Source organism: Longicatena caecimuris (genome assembly GCF_018406465.1).
GTDB classification, from domain to species: Bacteria; Bacillota_I; Bacilli_A; order Erysipelotrichales; family Erysipelotrichaceae; genus Longicatena; species Longicatena caecimuris.
In genome coordinates, this window is record NZ_AP024510.1 from 481,282 (window position 1) to 502,313 (window position 21,032).

General features: G+C 38.8%; 18 protein-coding genes and 3 rRNA genes. 17 read left to right on the top strand and 4 right to left on the bottom strand.

The window, feature by feature from the left end; translation table 11 throughout:
* Positions 1–149 precede the first annotated feature (149 nt).
* On the top strand, positions 150–527 hold the full coding sequence (locus tag KJS44_RS02310; protein ID WP_008690046.1) for a TnpV protein: 378 nt from the start codon (positions 150–152) through the stop codon (positions 525–527).
* Positions 528–584: 57 nt separating this feature from the next.
* Here KJS44_RS02310 and KJS44_RS02315 read toward each other — a convergent pair whose 3' ends face one another.
* Positions 585–1,121: a TetR/AcrR family transcriptional regulator gene (locus tag KJS44_RS02315; protein ID WP_008690045.1), complete on the bottom strand. Its 537-nt coding sequence runs from the start codon at positions 1,119–1,121 to the stop codon at positions 585–587.
* 128 nt (positions 1,122–1,249) lie between these two features.
* Between KJS44_RS02315 and KJS44_RS14635 the strand changes: the two genes are divergently transcribed.
* From KJS44_RS14635 to KJS44_RS02330, 4 genes are read left to right on the top strand one after another with little or no spacing between them, the layout of a single operon-like run.
* Positions 1,250–1,384, top strand: a complete 135-nt coding sequence (locus KJS44_RS14635; RefSeq protein WP_008690044.1) for a hypothetical protein — start codon at positions 1,250–1,252, stop codon at positions 1,382–1,384.
* Positions 1,381–2,355 carry an alpha/beta hydrolase gene (locus KJS44_RS02320; RefSeq protein ID WP_008690042.1) on the top strand — a complete coding sequence of 325 codons (975 nt, stop codon included), beginning with the start codon at positions 1,381–1,383 and terminating at the stop codon, positions 2,353–2,355. The genes KJS44_RS14635 and KJS44_RS02320 overlap by 4 nt, the downstream gene beginning before the upstream one ends.
* Before the next feature lie 16 nt (positions 2,356–2,371).
* Complete coding sequence (locus KJS44_RS02325; protein WP_008690040.1) at positions 2,372–3,313, top strand: alpha/beta hydrolase family protein; 942 nt, start codon at positions 2,372–2,374, stop codon at positions 3,311–3,313.
* A gap of 45 nt (positions 3,314–3,358) precedes the next feature.
* Complete coding sequence (locus tag KJS44_RS02330; RefSeq protein WP_008690039.1) at positions 3,359–3,535, top strand: cysteine-rich KTR domain-containing protein; 177 nt, start codon at positions 3,359–3,361, stop codon at positions 3,533–3,535.
* Positions 3,536–3,628: 93 nt separating this feature from the next.
* Here KJS44_RS02330 and KJS44_RS02335 read toward each other — a convergent pair whose 3' ends face one another.
* Positions 3,629–4,063, bottom strand: coding sequence for a hypothetical protein (locus KJS44_RS02335; RefSeq protein WP_008690036.1), 435 nt, complete (start codon positions 4,061–4,063; stop codon positions 3,629–3,631).
* A 51-nt stretch (positions 4,064–4,114) separates the two neighbouring features.
* On the opposite strand from KJS44_RS02335, the gene KJS44_RS02340 reads away from it, so the two are divergent.
* The 7 genes from KJS44_RS02340 (at position 4,115) to KJS44_RS02370 (ending at position 9,536) form a co-directional block, all read left to right on the top strand.
* Positions 4,115–4,645: a DNA alkylation repair protein gene (locus tag KJS44_RS02340; RefSeq protein WP_008690035.1), complete on the top strand. Its 531-nt coding sequence runs from the start codon at positions 4,115–4,117 to the stop codon at positions 4,643–4,645.
* A 484-nt stretch (positions 4,646–5,129) separates the two neighbouring features.
* Positions 5,130–5,282 (top strand): hypothetical protein, encoded by a 153-nt coding sequence (locus tag KJS44_RS02345; protein WP_008690033.1) that lies wholly within the window; start codon positions 5,130–5,132, stop codon positions 5,280–5,282.
* 404 nt (positions 5,283–5,686) lie between these two features.
* The gene (locus KJS44_RS02350) at positions 5,687–6,445 is read left to right on the top strand and encodes a class I SAM-dependent methyltransferase (RefSeq protein ID WP_008690029.1); all 759 of its coding nucleotides are present in this window, start codon (positions 5,687–5,689) and stop codon (positions 6,443–6,445) included.
* 167 nt (positions 6,446–6,612) lie between these two features.
* Complete coding sequence (locus tag KJS44_RS02355) at positions 6,613–7,230, top strand: SAP domain-containing protein (RefSeq protein WP_008690028.1); 618 nt, start codon at positions 6,613–6,615, stop codon at positions 7,228–7,230.
* A gap of 133 nt (positions 7,231–7,363) precedes the next feature.
* Positions 7,364–7,828, top strand: a complete 465-nt coding sequence (locus KJS44_RS02360) for a helix-turn-helix domain-containing protein (protein ID WP_008690026.1) — start codon at positions 7,364–7,366, stop codon at positions 7,826–7,828.
* A 242-nt stretch (positions 7,829–8,070) separates the two neighbouring features.
* The gene (locus KJS44_RS02365; RefSeq protein WP_227151332.1) at positions 8,071–8,331 is read left to right on the top strand and encodes an iron chaperone; all 261 of its coding nucleotides are present in this window, start codon (positions 8,071–8,073) and stop codon (positions 8,329–8,331) included.
* 683 nt (positions 8,332–9,014) lie between these two features.
* Entirely contained in the window at positions 9,015–9,536 is a 522-nt protein-coding gene (locus KJS44_RS02370; RefSeq protein WP_119957642.1) for a helix-turn-helix domain-containing protein, read from the top strand.
* A gap of 288 nt (positions 9,537–9,824) precedes the next feature.
* Here the strand turns inward: KJS44_RS02370 and KJS44_RS02375 are convergent, their stop codons facing one another.
* Complete coding sequence (locus tag KJS44_RS02375) at positions 9,825–10,520, bottom strand: aspartate/glutamate racemase family protein (RefSeq protein WP_008690015.1); 696 nt, start codon at positions 10,518–10,520, stop codon at positions 9,825–9,827.
* 225 nt (positions 10,521–10,745) lie between these two features.
* Positions 10,746–11,984, bottom strand: a complete 1,239-nt coding sequence (locus KJS44_RS02380) for a carboxylate--amine ligase (protein WP_008690013.1) — start codon at positions 11,982–11,984, stop codon at positions 10,746–10,748.
* 527 nt (positions 11,985–12,511) lie between these two features.
* Between KJS44_RS02380 and KJS44_RS02385 the strand changes: the two genes are divergently transcribed.
* From KJS44_RS02385 to ltrA, 5 genes are all read left to right on the top strand, one after another.
* Positions 12,512–14,049: ribosomal RNA gene (locus KJS44_RS02385) — 16S ribosomal RNA — on the top strand.
* A 215-nt stretch (positions 14,050–14,264) separates the two neighbouring features.
* Positions 14,265–17,162: ribosomal RNA gene (locus KJS44_RS02390) — 23S ribosomal RNA — on the top strand.
* A 49-nt stretch (positions 17,163–17,211) separates the two neighbouring features.
* Positions 17,212–17,325: ribosomal RNA gene (rrf, locus tag KJS44_RS02395) — 5S ribosomal RNA — on the top strand.
* The 16S, 23S and 5S rRNA genes sit together here, the layout of an rRNA operon.
* 433 nt (positions 17,326–17,758) lie before the next feature.
* Entirely contained in the window at positions 17,759–18,934 is a 1,176-nt protein-coding gene (locus KJS44_RS02400) for a substrate-binding domain-containing protein (protein ID WP_008690011.1), read from the top strand.
* A gap of 732 nt (positions 18,935–19,666) precedes the next feature.
* Positions 19,667–20,986: a group II intron reverse transcriptase/maturase gene (gene ltrA, locus KJS44_RS02405; protein ID WP_017144543.1), complete on the top strand. Its 1,320-nt coding sequence runs from the start codon at positions 19,667–19,669 to the stop codon at positions 20,984–20,986.
* Positions 20,987–21,032 lie beyond the last annotated feature (46 nt).

Sequence of the window (21,032 nt, forward strand, 5' to 3'; positions counted from 1 at the left end):
TTATATGATTTCACACAAGTTTACTCATTCCCTGACTGCTTATAAGGGCAAATTCAAGGGCAAGAAAATCTGATAACAAGATATAACAGAGTGTGGCAATCGGAGAACTGTGATATATGTGCGAATATATTATAACGGAGGATTTTTTAATGGACAAGTATATTTATGATGAAAGAAACGGTCTTTGGTATGAGTTGCAGGGAGATTACTATATTCCTTGTCTTACCTTACCAACCGAAGAAGAAAGACCTATCGGCATTTGGGGACAGCAGCACAGACGATATCTGAAAGAGCATAAAAAGGCGGCCTATACAATGCTTCTGACAAACGGTAAGCTGAACAGTTATCTTGCCGATATTGATAAGCAAGCGGAAGAAATGTTTTCTCGGTTGGTGAAACAACTTGCCGAAAGAGAGGGCATGACTGAAGCACTCAAAGCAGAAAATCAAATGCTGTGGATTGGTCGAATGGCGAACATTCGCAACCGAGCTATGGAGATTGTCAATGCTGATTTAATATTTGCATAATACAAATGGGAGACGGTCTATAAATACCGTCTCCCGTTTTATAATCTCGGTCATATATTATAATAGTCCCTGTGCAGAAAATAATTCTGCAATTTCATCAGCAGATTCCACCATTCCCCTCTGAAACCATACATCAATCCAACCATACAGCGTATAGGCAACAAACGCCGTAGTGTAAGCCTGTGTCTTTTCATATTCTGGTTTCGGCCCACAAATACCGATAATCACGTCTTTCAGAAGATAGGTAAGTCCTCTTTCGTTCAAAAGCTGGTAAAAGGAATGGTGCTTTTCAAAATGAACAATCATTGTGTGGATTTGCTTGCTTAGCGGAACACCATCGTTCTTTTTCCATTCGTCTGTCCACTCACGGAAAAGAGTGTCTAAATATGCTTTCAAAATATCTTCTTTTCGCTTGTAATTGCGGTAGAAAGAGGCCCTTCCAACACCCGCTGTATCAACCAATTCGCTGATAGAAATATCTTCTAACGGCTTCTCTGCAAGCAGCGAAAGAAATGCGTCCGTCAAATGTTTTATAACATATGCATTCCGCCCCTCGTTGCTCATCGGTGATACTTTTTTAGCATTTTGTCTCATTTTCAATACACCTCTTGATTACTTAAATATTTGACGATACAATAATAACGACGAAATAAATGTATCATCATTATAATGCGAACAAAAGCGCATGTCAATAGCGAACAAAAATATCAGGAGGAAAGAAAATGTCACTTACGATGAAACGAGCAATCATTATACTGGTTGTCATGGTCATTGCTTTTGTACTCGGAAGACTTGCCGTCCGTGCCGTTATGAACCTACTGCTCGGCGGAACGATGTTCGGAGGTAATTTTCTATGAGAAAGGGTACAAAAAAAGGTATGAAAACAGGAGCGTTTGTTTTTCTGTGTATCGTGGTTTTTATCGTCACATTTGTAACATCCATAGTAATTAAAATAAGCTATAAATCTCCCGAAATGCAACAATATTCAGTGCAATGGAGCGATGAGATTGGAACAGTCCGAACAGACCTTACATACGGAGAGAAACCCGCAAATGAATTCGATTTGTATCTCCCTGTTGATGATAGCAAGGAAAGCTACGGTTTAGTTGTATATCTCCACGCAGGCGGATTTACAAGCGGCGATAAAACGGATGACAAGGAAATATTACAGTGGCTTTGCTCCAAAGGCTATGTTGCAGCCGGAATTAACTATACCTTGCGTGATGACGCTCATCCTGAAGCAAGTGTTCTTTCACAGTCGAACGAAATTAAAGAGAGTATTCCGTTTGTGATAGAGGAAGCAAGAAAGCTCGGATACAATATTGACCGTATGGCTACGGCAGGCGGATCAGCGGGCGGATGCCTTGCTTTGATTTATGCTTACCGTGACGCATCTTCTTCTCCTGTACCTGTAATGATGGCGTTTGAAGGGGTAGGTCCTACATCGTTTTATCCCGAAGATTGGAAATGCTATGGTTTTGACCAAAACGCGGAGGCCGCCGCGGAAATGTTCAGCGTGATGACAGGCAAAGAGGTTACGGCTGAAATGTTCGGCACAGCAGAATATGACGAACTTGTCAAGGATGCTTCAGCACTCCTGTGGGTAAATGAAGATACTGTTCCAACGGTTATGGCATATGGTCAGCACGATAAATTTCAGCCTTATGAAGGCTCTGTTCGTCTTGACAAAGCGTTGACCGAGAATGGAGTTCCCCACGAATATATCGTGCTTCCTCATTCGGGTCACGGTTTGCAGAACGACAACAGGCTGTATGCCGAATATATGGCGAAGGTCGAAGAATACTTGAATAAATATATGAGCGAATAAAGGAGATAGGCGGGGTATGAAGAAATTGCTAAAAGTTTTACTTATCATTTTTTTGGTAATCGTGGTACTTGTCATTGGTTTAGTCATTTTTCTGACCATCGCATCAGGAAAACAAAACGCACCGAAAGAATATTGGAATGCAATAGCCTCAGAAGGAACTATTGAAAAGGAATATAACAAATTAGGTAGTTACGAATTTGAATCTAAGGTTTATGATGCTCCAAAAGTGGATTCTCATGATAATAATTTTGTGGTGTATATGCCGAAAGAGGAAGGTACATATCCGCTTGTTGTTATGGTAAATGGTTCAGGAACTCCATGGGATAAGTATAAAGCAGTTTTTGAACATTTTGCAAGTTGGGGCTATGTTGTTGTAGGATGCAATTACGAAATAAGTTGGGACGGAAAACACGCATCTGAAACACTTGACTTTGCACTAAATACAAAAGAAATTGCCGATAAAGTAGATACAAGTAAAGTTGCAGTTTGTGGGCATTCTCAAGGTGGCGAAGGAGCATTTAATGCAGCCTTAGAATACGATAACTCTGATATGTATAAAGCAATTATTTCATTAAGTCCAACAAATCAAGAATTAGCATTAGGACTTAAATGGGGATTTAATCTTGATACGGATGATATGTATGCTTACAGATTAGAAAATGTAACAATACCGACAATGATAATTGCAGGGACTGGAAAATTTGACAGTGAAACAGTAACGCCATTGTATAAAATGGAAGATATGTTTGAGCAACTGAATACAGACGTTGTAATGGCAAGGCTAAGTAATAATGTTGACCATGGGGCAGTTTTATATGAGGCAAATGGATATGTAATCGCATGGCTTGATTACTATCTAAAAGGAATTGAAACCAACGGAACGGCATTCTTTGGGAATGAAGCTGAAATCAAGAACAACACAAGGTATCAGGACTTCACTTCGCAGAAAGTTAAATAATGCTGTTTGCGTGGAGAATACTAGTTTTCATTGGAGAGAACGGTGATGAACACGAAAACAGAATGGATACTATGCCCTGTCTGCGGCAACAAAACCCGTGACAGACTGCGGGAAGATACCGTATTAATAAACTATCCCCTCTACTGCCCAAAATGCAAACAGGAAACGCACATCAATGCAAAGGGTTTGCAGATAACCGTCATTCAAAAGCAGGAACGCTGACAAGACTATGTATGCCGCCGTGTATGGGTAACACCATAGCGGCGGTTTTTCTTAACATAAGAATGTCTCGCAAAGCGTGGCATTCGTTGTTTTCTATCGGCTGTTTCTGTCAAAGGATTTCTTTCTGCGTTGCTGCTGTTTGCCCTGCTCCTGCAACTGCCTGAGCCTGTTTCTGACGCTCTCTTTTTCGGGCGATTTCTGCGGTCTGCGCTTTTCCTTGACCTGTCGCTCCCACTCGGCAAAACTGCGGTTGTACTGTTCTACAACGGCTTCCGCCTCTCGGTAGGTTGCCATAAACGCCTGCACATCGGGATAACCGTCCTCTTTCAGAATATCGGGCAGCTTGTCAAGCCTTTCGGAGATTTCGGCTTCGGTCTGCTGTATCTGCTCGGTAAGAGCTTTTCGTTCCTTGCCCTTGAAAATCCCTGTTGTCTCTGAAAGCTGTGTTCTCAGCTTGGGCAGAACATTGTCCTGCAAATTTCTAATCCCTCTTGCTTCGTCCTGTACCCGTATCATCAGGTTTTGCATAGTTTGGAACTCCGCCATATCAATATCAGGCGTGGGCTTTGGCGGCATACCGTGTTCACGGATAAGGTTTTGCAGGAAGTCTTTTGCTCGACTTACGATACTGCGGAAAAGATTGGGAAGCCAGCCGCTTTTGCGGATAGAACTGCTTACTTTGTCGTGTATCTCGCTCTGCTTGACCTCCAAAATCCTTATACAGTTTCTAATGATGATAATTGGAGAGTTCAAGAAATATTAGCAAAATCATTTGATGAGTTCTGTAAGAAAAAAGGATACGAAAATGCTATTCCAATAATTGATGAATGGTTGAAAAACAGCAACCCTAATACTCGACGGGCTGTTACAGAAGGTTTAAGAATTTGGACAAGCAGACCTTATTTCAAAGAAAACCCTATGGAAGCGATTGAACGATTAGCTGATTTGCGAGAGGACTCCAGCGCATATGTTAGAAAGTCGGTAGGTAACGCTTTAAGGGATATAAGCAAAAAATATCCAGAGCTGATTAAAACCGAACTGGATAGTTGGAAGTTGGAAAGCAAAGAAATCAATCAAGTATATAAATTGGCAAATAAGTTTGTTAAATAACAAATTCCAGTTTGATTGCTTTCAGGTATTCAATTATAAACACCATTTCAGCATTACTTTTCCTTTATTTGATAGTCATAGATGAAGATGTGTTTAACTGAATGATATAATGACTGGATAGGAGATAATATTCTTTGAATCGAAAACTCTTTGCTTTTTATAAAGCTAATTGAGTGTATTTACATATCACTCAAAATGATTCTTTATATCTCATGCCAGTTCATAGTTTGATGTTATAAAGTTGAAAGATTACATGGAATTTTTAGTTGTCAATATTACTTTAAGTTATTTTAATACATATAACTTATTTAAGTACTATGATATAAATAAGTTTATATTGAACTTGTTTAAGTATTGTGATATATGATAATGAACTACTATAAAGAGATTAGAATTTCTGATTCTAAACTTGGTGATGATAAAGTAAAATTAGCGAGAATATAATATAGGGGAAAAGGTAATTATATTGATGAGATTCTGTTAAATGGATCTAACATCAACGAGTTCTGAAATATTCATGCGAAGATTTATGAATAGTAAAGTGGTAAAAGCAATAGATAATGAAAGTATCTTGCAAATGAATTTACAACCAAAAGATATTAAACAAGTTGAAGAAGAATATAAAAAAGATCAGTAAAATATACAAAAAATGAAATGTATTGGATAGGGTATTTATATAGATATTTTTCATATACGTATGAATTATCATCGATTAGAGTCTATAAAATTGTAAAGCCGAAAGAGTTTAGAGGATTATTTTTACCATATCATATACTTACCCCTGAGCAAGCAATAGAACGTATATTGGAAGCAAAAGGTATGATGTTAAATTTAGAAGATGAGATAAACAGACAGTTTGAAATCTATAAAAGAATAAGAGATAATTCTTATAAGAAATATAGATATAGTCTAGTGTTCAAATAGGAACACTGTTTTGAAATCTTGTATTCTTGTTTATAAGTGTCATAATAGATTTAATTAAAAGAACTGATATGAATTTAGTGTTAAGTATATCGTTATAAATACACAGAGGATGTAAAAATGAAAAAGAAGATATGGAAAAATCCAAATAATCTTAATGAATTAGAAGTCGATGAAAATTGTTTAATAGACAATAGAACTGGGGAACGATTTGTTGAAGATGAAAACGGAATTATTCAATTTATTCAAAAAGAGGAAATAGAAGGTTCAAATAAAAAGAGCACGGATTTTTATAATAGTTTTGCGCCATTCTATGAGATAGGTCAAAAGATATGGTACAGTTTTTTTGGTGGTGAAGAAAAAGCACGGATGGATTACTTAAACTATCTTGATATTAAAGAAAATACAACGGTATTAGAAGTATCTATTGGGACAGCAGCTAATGTAAAATATCTAACAAGAAATGCAGATTATTACGGAATAGATATATCTATGGGGCAACTTCTTCAAAGTGTAAAAAATAAAAATAAATATAAGCTATCGATTACATTATGTTATGCAAATGCTGAGAGTTTGCCATTTAAAGATAATTCATTTGATGTTGTTTATCATATTGGTGGTATTAACTTATTTAATGATAAACAAAAAGCAATTTATGAAATGGTTAGGGTTGCAAAAAAAGGTGCTAAAATCATGATTTGTGATGAAACAGAGAAAGTTGCACAAAAATATGAAAAACTGCCTTATTTTGGAAAGCCATTCAAAAATAGAGAAAAAATAGTTCCACCTATTAAACTGTTACCAGAAAATGTTGAAAACATAAAATCAATTGAGATAAGAAAAGGAACGTTATATATTATTACTTGCAATAAAAAATGATTTTAAAACACTAAAACGGTTGTATTCAATAAAGTTGAGAGCTAATTTTTAGTTTATATGATTTTAGGCGTTCAAATAGGAACAGTTTTTAAAATCTTGTATTTAGGTTTATAAACTGTCATAATAGATTTTATAAAAATCAAATTTGGATTTGTGAAGGTGGAAGAATGGTAGAAAATAGACCTAATTTTATAAATATTAATTCATTTGAGGAGTTCAGTAAATACTATTGGTATCGTGAAGAACTCTCACAAATATGTAAATCAATAGGATTGGAGTATAGAGGTACAAAGCAAGAACTTATTTATAGTATTGAGCAGTATTTTAAAGGTAATCTGATAAAAAAATCTTCAAAACAAACTAAGTATGCTCAAGTAGATGTTGTAACTTTGGATACACCATTACTTGAATGTGGATTCTCTTTTAATGCTAAATTTAGAGAGTGTTTTTCGACTTTAACAGGCATTTCACCTTTTAAATTTACCGCAAATATGGCCGCAGCATGGAGAAAAGTGAAAAGTGAAAAAAATATAGCGTTTACAATACAAGATATGCTGAAAATTTATTATGGCGAATTGAACTATGCCCAATATGATAAATCAGTTTGTCAGTGGAATCAATTTTTAAAAGATTTTTGTGCAGATGAAAACAGTGTAAATTATTCTAATAAATTAAAAGTAGCATCTATTCTTTGGAAAGAAGTCAGAAATTCAACAGAAGAAAAGACTTATTCTAAAGAACTTTTAGATATCTATTTTGATAAAATAAAAGAGTACCAGAAATAGTTAAATTCTTATTTAACAAAAAGGATAAGTTATAAGTTGTTTAATCAACCAAAGGTTGATTATTGTATAGTCGACTCATTGTGTATAGAATTAATATCTTCTGTATGATATTTTGGATTAGGAGGTGACAAGAATGAATCAAATTCAAATTGGTAGGTTTATAGCTGATTGTCGGAAAGAATCAAATATGACACAGCGACAGATTGCTGAAAAATTAGGCATAACAAACAGAGCAGTTTCAAAGTGGGAAACCGGTAAAAGTATGCCAGATGCATCACTTATGCTTGAATTATGTGAAGCATTACATATTAGTGTAAATGAATTACTCTGTGGAAAAAGGTTAAATGAGCTTGAGGAAAGAAAAGAATCTGAACAAAATACACTAGCTATGTTTATGGCCAAACATGAATTAGAAAACCTACGTGTTTTAACAGAATTACTTATATTTATAGGAATCATTATTACAATGACATTGACATCTGCTGTGGCTAAGACTACAATACAAAAAATGATAACACTAGCAGTAGGGTGCTTTGTTTGGGGATATGGAATTTATATGAGAATAAGGCTTGGAAAAGCAATAAATAGAATTAACTAGCATTACAATCTATGTGATTTTGGTTGTTTTAAATTTGTATGCAAGTTTATAAGATGTCATAATAGATTTAATGAAAGAATAAATAGAATTTACGGAGGAAACAATATATGTGGATGTGCCCAAGATGCGGCAGAGAATTTAAAAGAACGAATCAAGGTCATTACTGTGGAGAAGCTCCTAAAACAGTATTAGAATATATAGATACGCAACCTATAGAAACACACTCCCACTTAAAGGAGATGATGAATGCAATACAAAACAGTGTCCCTTGTGTAAATGAACGTATATTATGGAGTATGCCATATTATGAAAAAGAAGGAAAATCCATCTCATTTTCTGCTTGTAAAAAGCATATCAGTTTTTATGTAGGAGTTGAAACTATTGAAAATTTTGCATTAGAGTTAAAAGGACTTGTCACTAAGAAAAATGCTATTTATTTTCCTTATGATAAAGCATTACCTACAGAATTGATTGAAAATATTGTAAAATGGTGTTTAGGCTGATTTGATAACTTTTGGTTTGCTAATTTAATATAGAATGTACAAGAAGCGGTTTGCTATATGATCAACCGTTTTTGAAATAATAAGGCATTTACGAGATATCTTAAATATTTTTAATGAAGGTCCATATATTACCGATTATGTCAAAGCAAAGGATTTCATATAGCGACCTTGGTTTTTAAGAGTATAGTACAATTTTATTATCTTTATAGCAACCGTATCCAAAAGCTAGCTATTGGAATTATAATTTAAATGACCCAATTGAAATATCAAAACTTTTTGATAACTTCTATAAGGGTGACAAATCTCGCCATAAAGATTCCACAGGGTTGGGATTGTCTATTGTAAAAGAAATTTGTCTTATCTTGCATTGGGAGATAGAGGCCAGACAAGAAGACGATGATGTAATCATCCAGATTAACACAAATAACAATTCAATTTATTTAGAGGAAAAAGATGTTTAGAAAAGCTTAGCGATATCACATGAAAAAACGTGTTGTTAAAAACATTAAGATTGCAGTTGTTAAATTCGCAGGATGTTGCTGAGATGATCATCATTGCACTTGCATTTTCGTATAAAAGGAATTCTTGAGGCTTACTTGGCTTTAATATGTTAAAATGCATTGCTTGTAGCAATAGGGTGGATTTCTTATAGTGGTATTAGGACATGAGAAAGGAGCCTAGAAATGTTAAATGAAAATATTAAGGCAATTAGAAAAGCGAAGGGGCTTTCACAAGAAGAGCTTGCAATCAAATTGAATGTTGTGCGTCAAACGATATCAAAGTGGGAAAATGGATTATCCGTTCCAGATTCGGATATGCTAATTTCAATTTCGGAAATTTTTGAAACACCAGTTAGTGCATTACTCGGTGAATCGATTATTGAACAAGAGGCTGATGATGTAAAAGTAATAGCAGAAAAACTTGAAGTTATTAATTTACAACTGGCAAAAAGGAAGGAAACAAGGCGGAAGATTTTGCATTGGGCCTTTATCACATTGTGCTTATTATTGGTAGTGACTTTTGTGTTTTTCCTCACATTAAATAGTGCCTATCTAAATTGGGATTACGGTAATCCAGAAACGGCGGTTCAGGGAGTTGGGGTTCATATCTTTGAGTGGATGTTTATCAGGATCGCACCAGTGGCAGCTGTGATTGCTATTATCGGTGCTATTTTGACACGAAATAGAAAATTACATGGACTATAGAAGAAAAGAATAAGTGGAAATAACAGGTGTTCTTATTTGAACACCTGTTATTTAAAACTAGTTCAATGAATTCTCATGATTAGCAATATATTGCATTTGTTAGCAAATAAATGGCGGTATGATGCAGTGATTAAAGTTGTTTTGTAAATAAAGTTGCTTCTTGCTTTACAATTAAAAAAAGAATACAGATACTATATAAACTTAAATATATTAAGATATCATAGAAAAAGGTTTTCACGAATCGATCTTATTGATCATAGCGAAAACCTTTGACTATTTGTATAAAAATCATCTTTTTTGCTTGTGAAACATTTCAAGTGTATAGTCGATGGCGATTTCTAAGGGATCTACAAAGCGTTCATCTAATTGCTCACGCTCTTTTAAAATCGATAATTCTGTACAAGCTAAGATCATACGCTCAACCTGCTGTTCTTCCATCTCTTTGATGATGCTGATTAATTTATCCTTATGAATAGGTTTACCGGCTTTAATATCATCATAAATTAAAGACATAACATGTTGTTGATTTTCCTGATTTGGGATGACCCATTCTAACTGTTGTGACTCACAGCTTTTCTGATACAATTGGCTTTTTATTGTACCATCAGTCGCTAATATTCCAACTCTTTTTATGCCTTCTTTTTTTAATCGTTCTGTCGTATGGTCAATCAAATGGTAAATAGGTGCATGACTTACCTTTTGAAATTCATCATAGAAAAAATGCGAAGTGTTACATGGAATCAAAATGAGTTTTACCCCAATCTGATTGAGTAAATGCAGATCTTCCATAAAATAAGGAAGAGGATTATCATTTGTATGATCTAAGATATAGCTCGTGCGATCAGCAATCTCGGCATGATTCAATATCACCATATTTAAATGGTCCTGATCGGTAGGTGCCTTGGTTGCACGTAATATTTTTTCATATAGGTATGCACTCGCTTCTGAGCCGACACCACCGATAATACCTAGTTGATAATTCATGGAGCACCTCCTATCCTGCCCTTAATAGTATCATACATCAAAAAGGGAAACAATATGACAAAATAAGAAAACGTTTAAGAAATTAGAGAGCTTATTTAAAAGTTTTGACTACTAAGGTACGATCCACCTGAATGTGAAAAAGAAAAAAGGGGGAGGTCATTCTTGTGCTCTAATGAATAGGTTACTAGGATGATAATAAAAAAACAGCAAGAATGCTGTTTATGATTAAATCCCACGTTTATTGAAATAGAGCTTATACTTTTTATAAGCCATATGATAAAATCGGCGGATCATGACGGCGCGGAATAAGGAGCGATCTTCTTTATATAAAAGTGTTGTGTCATATTTCTTTTCTTGAATTAATTGCTTTACCTGTGCATAAGAATCCTTAGAAACATACTTCAACAACAATTTCGGTGGTATATGGAGCCATAGATATGGATTATCGTGATAATGTGTTTCCATTTGCTTATGTTCAATCAAATCATCAACAAGATATTTTACTAGATTACATCCAGACGCAGTTGTGAAATAGCTGCTGCGACCTTGTCGGATATTGATTTCGAATACTTTGAATTTACCATCACGGACATCATATTTCATATCAAAATTAGAAAATCCAGTGTAGTGCATATCTTCAAGGAATTTCTGATAGCGTGCATATACCTGTTTATTTGCTTGTTGGACGATTGCATTGTAATTGCCAATACCATGTGGTGTATAATCTTCACTGACACAATGTCCAAGGCACATCATTTTTACTTTACCATCGCGATCAGAGTAGCTGTTTAAGACATACATTGTACTGTCATCACCTGGAATGAAGTCCTGAATGATCATGCTGCCGGTATAGCCGGCATTGTATACCGCATCTAGGATTTGTCTTAATTCATCCATATTTTCAGCACGGTAGCCTTTTTTCTTTCCTTCAAATTCCAGATCTACATATTCGATAGAATTGCTGGCTTTCGCCGCTACAGGAAAGTCGAATGGTAGAGTGAAGTTATCTTTATTTGCTTTCGTTATAATAAAAGTTTTTGGATAGTCGAGTCCGTATTCTTCACAAATCTGATAGAAATCTTCTTTATTTTCTAATTTTTCTTTCATTTCATTGGAAATGTAATTTGTCACAAAATAGTTATCCAGAACATCGCGGTGATTAACAATCAGTTCGGTATAACGGTCTCCGCAAGCGATGAGCAGTAAGTGCTCATAATATTGATGATAGGTCTTACCTACTTCTTCAATATATTTAACAAAGTTATCATCATGATCAAATTCATGAAAGGTCATTACTTTTACAATGTTACTTTTTTTTGTTTCTAATAAAGGAGCTTTCCCTAAAGAGAGAGATGTAATTCCATATTCTTTATGGAAGGATTTTGCTATTCCATAGGCATTGGCGTCGGTACCTAAGATGACTGGTAGAAACTTGCGGTTGGTGTTTTTTACTAGAATATCCATATTGTAGTTTTACCTCTTTTCTATATTCAATGTAGTTTATCGTCCATGTGATCATATTCGTTGTTATTTTCATACATCTATATATTCACATTGCGTTAATCATTATAGCATAGTTTTGGTTAGAGGTTTTAATAAAATCTTAAAGTATGATGAATTCAGGGCATGAGTATGTAATGTTTTTAAAAGATAGGATTAGGAGGGGGAAAAGATGCTATGTGAATTGTTTAGGATAGGGAGTTATCAATAGTGAGAAAACTTCTTTTTTTAATGAATAACTGTGTAAACGTTTACATAAAAGGTGAGTAAAAAAAGCCTTTTAAAAAGTGAAAAAAATAAAAAATAAGCGTTGACATGAAAGATAAATTGATGTATTATAAACAGGCACTCAACGAGAGTGACGTCCACCAAACAGTGGATGCTATCGGTCTTTGAAAACTGAACAGGAAACGTCAATTTCAATGAAAAAAGAGAAGTAATTCTCGGATAAACAAATAAAGAAAAACGTTAGTAAACGTTTTGAGCTAAATCAAATGGAGAGTTTGATCCTGGCTCAGGATGAACGCTGGCGGCATGCCTAATACATGCAAGTCGAACGAAGTCTTTAGGAAGCTTGCTTCCAAAGAGACTTAGTGGCGAACGGGTGAGTAACACGTAGGTAACCTGCCCATGTGCCCGGGATAACTGCTGGAAACGGTAGCTAAAACCGGATAGGTATGAGGGAGGCATCTTCCTCATATTAAAGCACCTTCGGGTGTGAACATGGATGGACCTGCGGCGCATTAGCTGGTTGGTGAGGTAACGGCCCACCAAGGCGATGATGCGTAGCCGACCTGAGAGGGTGAACGGCCACATTGGGACTGAGACACGGCCCAAACTCCTACGGGAGGCAGCAGTAGGGAATTTTCGTCAATGGGGGGAACCCTGAACGAGCAATGCCGCGTGTGTGAAGAAGGTCTTCGGATCGTAAAGCACTGTTGTAAGTGAAGAATGCCATATAGAGGAAATGCTATGTGGGTGACGGTAGCTTACCAGAAAGCCACGGCTAACTACGTGCCAGCAGCCGCGGTAATACGTAGGTGGCAAGCGTTATCCGGAATCATTGGGCGTAAAGGGTGCGTAGGTGGCACGATAAGTCTGAAGTAAAAGGCAACAGCTCAACTGTTGTATGCTTTGGAAACTGTCGAGCTAGAGTGCAGAAGAGGGCGATGGAATTCCATGTGTAGCGGTAAAATGCGTAGATATATGGAGGAACACCAGTGGCGAAGGCGGTCGCCTGGTCTGTAACTGACACTGATGCACGAAAGCGTGGGGAGCAAATAGGATTAGATACCCTAGTAGTCCACGCCGTAAACGATGAGAACTAAGTGTTGGAGAGATTCAGTGCTGCAGTTAACGCAATAAGTTCTCCGCCTGGGGAGTATGCACGCAAGTGTGAAACTCAAAGGAATTGACGGGGGCCCGCACAAGCGGTGGAGTATGTGGTTTAATTCGAAGCAACGCGAAGAACCTTACCAGGCCTTGACATGGATATAAATGTTCTAGAGATAGAAAGATAGCTATATATCACACAGGTGGTGCATGGTTGTCGTCAGCTCGTGTCGTGAGATGTTGGGTTAAGTCCCGCAACGAGCGCAACCCTTGTCTTCTGTTACCAGCATTAGGTTGGGGACTCAGGAGAGACTGCCGGTGACAAACCGGAGGAAGGTGGGGATGACGTCAAATCATCATGCCCCTTATGGCCTGGGCTACACACGTACTACAATGGCGCCTACAAAGAGCAGCGACACCGCGAGGTGGAGCGAATCTCATAAAGGGCGTCTCAGTTCGGATTGAAGTCTGCAACTCGACTTCATGAAGTCGGAATCGCTAGTAATCGCAGATCAGCATGCTGCGGTGAATACGTTCTCGGGCCTTGTACACACCGCCCGTCAAACCATGGGAGTTGGTAATACCCGAAGCCGGTGGCATAACCGCAAGGAGTGAGCCGTCGAAGGTAGGACCGATGACTGGGGTTAAGTCGTAACAAGGTATCCCTACGGGAACGTGGGGATGGATCACCTCCTTTCTAAGGAGAAAGTACAAAGAAGCAGATATTTCCTGTTCGGTTTTGGAAGACCGAAAGAATCTTCCAAGAGAAGTCGATCTTTGAAAACTGAATAACAGAAAAGACATAACAGAAGGTCTATAACGTAAAAGTTGTAAACAAAATAGATATTCACGAGTATAAAGTTAAACAAACAGTAATACTCAAGCAAACCGAAAGCAAAAACACGAAGAAGTGATTAAGTAAGTAAGGGCGTACGGTGGATGCCTAGGCACTTGAAACTGAAGAAGGACGCAACAAACGGCGAAACGCGACGGGGAGTGGTACGTACACAAAGATCCGTCGATATCCGAATGGGGAAACCCGTCATCTGTAATAGGATGGCATCCATGGATGAATCCATAGTCCATGAGAGAGGTACCCGGAGAACTGAAACATCTAAGTACCCGGAGGAAAAGAAAACAAAAGTGATTTCCTGAGTAGCGGCGAGCGAAAGGGAAGGAGCCCAAACCATCTCTAGAGATGGGGTTGTAGGACCACGATATGGCAAGAGGATTGTTAGGAGAACGGCATTGAAAGGCCGACCGTAGGGGGTGCAAGTCCCGTATCCGAAAACGATGTGAAGCCTAGTGGGATCCTGAGTACGGCGAGACACGAGAAATCTTGTCGGAAGCAGGCGGGACCATCCGTCAAGGCTAAATATAAACAAGTGACCGATAGCGAACCAGTACCGTGAGGGAAAGGTGAAAAGAACCGCGGGAGCGGAGTGAAAGAGAACCTGAAACCGTATGCCTACAAGAAGTCAGAGCCCGTTAAAGGGTGATGGCGTGCCTTTTGTAGAATGAACCGGCGAGTTATGTTATCGTGCGAGGTTAAGCAGGAGATGCGGAGCCGAAGCGAAAGCGAGTCTTAATAGGGCGAGAGTACGATGACATAGACCCGAAACCGTGTGATCTAGCCATGACCAGGTTGAAGTTCAGGTGAAACTGAATGGAGGACCGAACCGACCCCCGTTGAAAAGTTGGCGGATGAGTTGTGGCTAGGGGAGAAATTCCAATCGAACACGGATATAGCTGGTTCTCCCCGAAATAGCTTTAGGGCTAGCGTCGAGGCTTAGTCATGTGGAGGTAGAGCACTGAATGTACGATGGCCCCATCCCGGGGTACTGAGTATAATCAAACTCCGAATGCCATAAGATATGCCCGGCAGTCAGACCGTGGGTGATAAGGTCCATGGTCAAAAGGGAAACAGCCCAGACCGCCAGTTAAGGTCCCAAAATGCATGCTGAGTGGAAAAGGATGTGGGGATGCACAGACAACTAGGAGGTTGGCTCAGAAGCAGCCACCCTTCAAAGAGTGCGTAACAGCTCACTAGTCGAGTGACCCTGCGCCGAAAATGTACCGGGGCTAAGCATGCTACCGAAGCTGCGGATTTGTAGGAATACAAGTGGTAGGGGAGCGTTCTATGCAGCGTAGAAGCCATATCGTGAGGAGTGGTGGAGCGCATAGAAGTGAGAATGCCGGTGTGAGTAGCGAGATGTAGGTGAGAATCCTACACACCGATAGCCCAAGGATTCCAGGGGAAGGTTCGTCCGCCCTGGGTAAGTCGGGACCTAACGCGAGGCCGAAAGGCGTAGTGGATGGAAAACAGGCAGATATTCCTGTACCCGCGATGGAAATGAAGGAATGACGGAGAAGGTAAGTATGACCCACTAAATGGATTGTGGGCGAAGCGTATAGCAGGATGGCAGTGAAATGCGTCATCAGGATGTAAAGCGTGAAAGGTAAGGGAACGCCCAAGGGCAAGTACCGAAGCATATGTAGCCAGCTTCCAGGAAAAGTTTCTAGTATATTCCATAGCGGCCCGTACCAAAACCGACACAGGTGGGCAAGGAGAGGATCCTGAGGTGAGCGAGAGAACTGTTGCCAAGGAACTCGGCAAAATGACTCCGTAAGTTAGCGAGAAGGAGTGCTTATGAAAGTAAGCCGCAGTGAAGAGGCCCAAGCGACTGTTTAACTAAAACACAGCTCTCTGCAAAGTCGCAAGACGAAGTATAGGGGGTGACGCCTGCCCGGTGCTGGAAGGTTAAGAGGATTTGTCAGTAGCGATACGAAGCAATGAATTGAAGCCCCAGTGAACGGCGGCCGTAACTATAACGGTCCTAAGGTAGCGAAATTCCTTGTCAGGTAAGTTCTGACCCGCACGAAAGGCGTAACGATTTGGGCGCTGTCTCGGCAGCAGACTCGGTGAAATCTTAGTACCTGTGAAAATGCAGGTTACCCGCAACTAGACGGAAAGACCCCATGGAGCTTTACTGCAGCCTGATATTGAGTTTCGATCAGAGATGTACAGGATAGGTGGGAGACAAAGAGACATGCACGCCAGTGTATGAGGAGTCGCTGTTGGGATACCACTCTTGTCTGATTGGAATTCTAACCTGCATCCCTAAGCGGGATGAGGGACCGTGTCAGGTGGGCAGTTTGACTGGGGCGGTCGCCTCCCAAAGAGTAACGGAGGCGCCCAAAGGTACGCTCAGATTGGATGGAAATCAATCGACGAGTGCAAATGCAGAAGCGTGCTTGACTGCGAGACAAACAGGTCGAGCAGGGACGAAAGTCGGGATTAGTGATCCGGCGGTGCCGAATGGAAGGGCCGTCGCTCAACGGATAAAAGCTACCCTGGGGATAACAGGCTGATCTCGCCCAAGAGTTCACATCGACGGCGAGGTTTGGCACCTCGATGTCGGCTCATCGCATCCTGGAGCTGAATTCGGTTCCAAGGGTTGGGCTGTCCGCCCATTAAAGCGGTACGCGAGCTGGGTTCAGAACGTCGTGAGACAGTTCGGTCCCTATCTGTTGTGGGCGAAGGAGATTTGAGGAGAGCTGTCCTTAGTACGAGAGGACCGGGATGGACCTACCGCTGGTGCACCGGTTGTTCCGCCAGGAGCATAGCCGGGTAGCTAAGTAGGGAAGGGATAAGCGCTGAAAGCATCTAAGCGCGAAGCCTACTCCAAGATGAGATCTCCCATTCGCAAGAAGTAAGACCCCTTGAAGACGACGAGGTAGATAGGTCAGGGATGGAAGCATAGCGATATGTGAAGTTGACTGATACTAATAGGTCGAGGACTTAATCACAAGAAATGTTTGGACTGTTATTCAGTTTTGAGGGATGGACCTCAAGCGATCTGGTGATGAAAGCGAAGTGGACACACCTGTACTCATCCCGAACACAGAAGTTAAGCACTTCAGCGGCGACAATAGCTGGACGAGCTCCAGTAAAGATAGCACGTTGCCAGGTAGGAAGACCTGTTCTGAGAAGGACAGGTTTTTTTCTATATAGAGAAAGAAATCCAAACACATTCCTTATGTGAGCGAAACCAATGGCATCACAAGAAGTTGTACTATTTCTGCTTTATCAGAAATAATCTTACTAACCCTTTTACCTATCATGTACTATTACTTAGTCATCTCCTAATATAATCAATACAATAATCAATACATCTTTTGTTGAAGATTCCTCATGGGGAAATCGTATATTGTGATTTCTATGGAAATCTAAACCTTTCTTAATTTACCTTGTCTTTAAGCATATATCCGATATAATAAAATTGATGATAACAGCTGCACCTTATTAAATCTTTCCTATTCTCAGATTTTTATGTTTCTACTGCTATGTCCTATTGGTTTATCGAAAATAAAAAAAAACTTGCAAAAGCAGAAGGGAGCTAACTATGATATTAGCATTGATAGGAGCTTTGTGTCTTGCGACGCTATTTACTTTACCATTTGTATATATCTTTCTTTTAAGTATCGTATGGACTACGACACATCCTTTTATTGAATACCTTCTCATTGTGGCAATGTTGATCCTATATGTATATATATGGTTAATGGTTCTTTATCGTTATCGACGCCATGCCTGGTTATCTTTTCGTAAGCAGCTTTTTATGGTAGTACCATTTTTATCATGCATTGTGATTTTGTTAGCTACATTTGGCTATGATATGTGGGAAAATCGTTATGAAATTAAGGGTACAGAAGTGAATCTCAGTGAATATAAACCATTTCACAGTTATAAAATAGCTACTTTGAATAAGGAAAGTCAATTTCAAATAAAAGATGAACTTGTTCGTTTGGATGGTGCTACTGCCTTATATCCGGTCTATGCATCCTTTGTACAAGCGCTTTATCCTAAGGATGAGTATGATCCATACGTTAGTGAAATCGTTAGCTGCACAACAACACCTACCGCCTATGAACGTCTATTAGAGAAGAAAACAGATCTTATTTTTGTGGCTGCTCCTTCGTCAAAACAGGAGGAAATGTTTAAAAAGCAAAAGGAAGAATTGGTTAAGGTTCCGATTGGTAAGGAAGCATTTGTCTTTTTTGTGAATAAAGATAATCCCGTAACAAATTTGAGCAGTAAACAAATTCGGGATATCTATAGTGGAAAGATAACTAATTGGAAAGAGGTAGGGGGAAAGGATGAAAAGATTCGTGCTTTCCAACGTCCTGAAGGCAGTGGTTCTCAATCAGCGTTGATTCGGTTTATGAATGGTCAATCAATCATGAAACCTATGACAAAGGATGTGCCTGCAGGTATGGGGGCAATTATTTCCGTAACAGCTGAATATGAAAATCGGGATAATGCAATAGGGTATTCTTTCCGTTTTTATACACAGGCAATGAAAAAAAGTAATAAAATCAAGCTCTTACAGATTGATGGAGTCGCCCCAACGGTAGAACATATACGTGATGATATCTACCCTATTACAAGTCCGTTTTATGCGGTTTATGTAAAGGGGAATGAAAATAAAAATCTTATGCGATTGATCAATTGGATACAATCAGATGAAGGCCAGCAATTGATTGAAAAGACTGGTTACGTCTCAATAATACAGAAGTAGTATAAATTGTCTAGTCAAGAAAGATAGCAGGAGATTAGTATCTCTAAGTATTATAAAAATAAAATGAGAATAGAATCAGTCTCTCTTTCATATTATTGCGATTTTATTTAAGTGTTAGTCCTTCTTTTATGCTATAAGTTCTTTATGAATATTAATAAAAGGCAAGCTTTTTGTAGGAAGAGCTCGCCTTTTCGTGTGTGGCGGGCATGCCACATATCTAGGGTGAAAATCCCTCGGGGCGTAGTTATCGACGAACCCAAGAGCGACTTGCAAGTTTCATATCGTGAGGTATGGGAGAGAGGAAGCAATAGCGAAATCGTGGCTTAACGGACAGGAAGTCTGAACATTAAATTCAGACGGCTGATAATAAGGCGGCATTAGCGGATGAGATGGCATGAAGCATCAAAGTCCAAAAGATAACCGTAACCTAATGGCGTAAATCAGATAAGTAAACGAGGAAAGATATGTGACTTACCCCGCGAGGTCTCATTGACTCAGTAGGCGAGACGTAGAACGACGGGCAGTCGAGGAGTAGTAACAACGAACAATGAGAAGTCAGCAGAGGTCATATTAGGTAGAGATACTGAAGGACCGAACGTTTTAATCGCACGAGCAAAATGTATGTTTCTTACAATAATCAGACAAGGATATGAGTGAAAACGTAAATGAGCAAATATCCAAAACACGTATGATGATTTGTAAGAAAGCGGAAAGGAAAGGAGTGCACAAAGTATGTCAGAACTATTAGAAAAGATACTGAACAGAGAAAATATGAACAAAGCCTATAAACGTGTAAAAGCGAATAAAGGAACAAGCGGAATTGATGAAATAACGATTGAGGACGCCTATGTTTATATAAAAGAAAACTGGGAAAGTATCAGAGCAGAAATCACAGAAAGGAAGTACAAACCACAGCCAGTAAAGCGAGTTGAAATACCAAAACCGAATGGAGGAACTAGAAATCTGGGGATACCAACGGTAATGGATAGAATCATCCAGCAGGCAATGGTACAAGTATTAAGCCCAATATGTGAAACGTTCTTTTCGGATTATAGTTATGGATTCAGACCAAATCGGAGTTGTGAGCAGGCCATAAATAAATTATTGGAATATATCAATGATGGATATGAATGGATAGTAGACATTGACTTAGAGAAATTCTTTGACAACGTGCCACAGGATAAATTGATGAGTTATGTACACATCATCATAAATGATGGAGATACAGAGTCGCTCATACGAAAATATCTTAAAGCAGGTATCATGATAAACGGAAAATATGAAAAGAGTGAAAAGGGAACACCACAGGGTGGAAACCTATCGCCATTATTAAGTAATATTATCCTAAATGAATTAGACAAAGAATTAGAAAGCAGAGGATTACACTTTACCAGATACGCAGACGACTGCGTGATAGCGGTAAAAAGTAGAGCCAGTGCGAACAGAGTGATGCATACAATCACAAAGTGGATTGAACACAAATTGGGACTGAAAGTGAATGCGACAAAGACGCATATCACAAGACCTAACAAATTAAAATATCTAGGCTTTGGATTTTATTATGATACAAAAGATAAGAAATATTGTGCAAGACCACACGCAAGTTCCATACAACGATTTAAGAGGAAACTGAAACAGCTAACAATCAGAAAGAACACAATGGCTTTAAATGAAAGGATAAGACAACTGAACCAAGTAATACGAGGATGGATAAACTATTATTCCATATGTAATATGAAAACACATATGACAAGGATAGATGAACATCTTCGTACAAGACTGCGAGTAATTATATGGAAACAGTGGAAAGTACCCAGCAAGCGACAGTGGGGATTACAAAAACTTGGGATTAGAAAAGATAGAGCAAGACAGACATCGTATATGGGAGACCATTATCAATGGGTCGTAACCAAAACATGTGTGGTAAGAGCAATATCAAAAGAAAAACTAGCCCAAAAAGGACTAGTCAGTTGTTTAGATTACTATATAGAGAGACACGCTTTGAAATTAAAACGAACCGCCGTATACGGAACCGTACGTACGGTGGTGTGAGAGGGTGATTTATTTCACCCTACTCGATTGTATGTAAAAAAACCCC

What these genes read in the sequence shown, in the direction of transcription:
- KJS44_RS02310 (WP_008690046.1), top strand. Translation starts at nt 150, where the DNA reads ATGGACAAGTATATTTATGATGAAAGAAACGGTCTTTGGTATGAGTTG.
- KJS44_RS02315 (WP_008690045.1), bottom strand. Translation starts at nt 1,121, where the DNA reads ATGAGACAAAATGCTAAAAAAGTATCACCGATGAGCAACGAGGGGCGG.
- KJS44_RS14635 (WP_008690044.1), top strand. Translation starts at nt 1,250, where the DNA reads ATGTCACTTACGATGAAACGAGCAATCATTATACTGGTTGTCATGGTC.
- KJS44_RS02320 (WP_008690042.1), top strand. Translation starts at nt 1,381, where the DNA reads ATGAGAAAGGGTACAAAAAAAGGTATGAAAACAGGAGCGTTTGTTTTT.
- KJS44_RS02325 (WP_008690040.1), top strand. Translation starts at nt 2,372, where the DNA reads ATGAAGAAATTGCTAAAAGTTTTACTTATCATTTTTTTGGTAATCGTG.
- KJS44_RS02330 (WP_008690039.1), top strand. Translation starts at nt 3,359, where the DNA reads ATGAACACGAAAACAGAATGGATACTATGCCCTGTCTGCGGCAACAAA.
- KJS44_RS02335 (WP_008690036.1), bottom strand. Translation starts at nt 4,063, where the DNA reads ATGCAAAACCTGATGATACGGGTACAGGACGAAGCAAGAGGGATTAGA.
- KJS44_RS02345 (WP_008690033.1), top strand. Translation starts at nt 5,130, where the DNA reads ATGGATCTAACATCAACGAGTTCTGAAATATTCATGCGAAGATTTATG.
- KJS44_RS02350 (WP_008690029.1), top strand. Translation starts at nt 5,687, where the DNA reads ATGAAAAAGAAGATATGGAAAAATCCAAATAATCTTAATGAATTAGAA.
- KJS44_RS02355 (WP_008690028.1), top strand. Translation starts at nt 6,613, where the DNA reads ATGGTAGAAAATAGACCTAATTTTATAAATATTAATTCATTTGAGGAG.
- KJS44_RS02360 (WP_008690026.1), top strand. Translation starts at nt 7,364, where the DNA reads ATGAATCAAATTCAAATTGGTAGGTTTATAGCTGATTGTCGGAAAGAA.
- KJS44_RS02365 (WP_227151332.1), top strand. Translation starts at nt 8,071, where the DNA reads ATGAATGCAATACAAAACAGTGTCCCTTGTGTAAATGAACGTATATTA.
- KJS44_RS02370 (WP_119957642.1), top strand. Translation starts at nt 9,015, where the DNA reads ATGTTAAATGAAAATATTAAGGCAATTAGAAAAGCGAAGGGGCTTTCA.
- KJS44_RS02375 (WP_008690015.1), bottom strand. Translation starts at nt 10,520, where the DNA reads ATGAATTATCAACTAGGTATTATCGGTGGTGTCGGCTCAGAAGCGAGT.
- KJS44_RS02380 (WP_008690013.1), bottom strand. Translation starts at nt 11,984, where the DNA reads ATGGATATTCTAGTAAAAAACACCAACCGCAAGTTTCTACCAGTCATC.
- KJS44_RS02400 (WP_008690011.1), top strand. Translation starts at nt 17,759, where the DNA reads ATGATATTAGCATTGATAGGAGCTTTGTGTCTTGCGACGCTATTTACT.
- ltrA (WP_017144543.1), top strand. Translation starts at nt 19,667, where the DNA reads ATGTCAGAACTATTAGAAAAGATACTGAACAGAGAAAATATGAACAAA.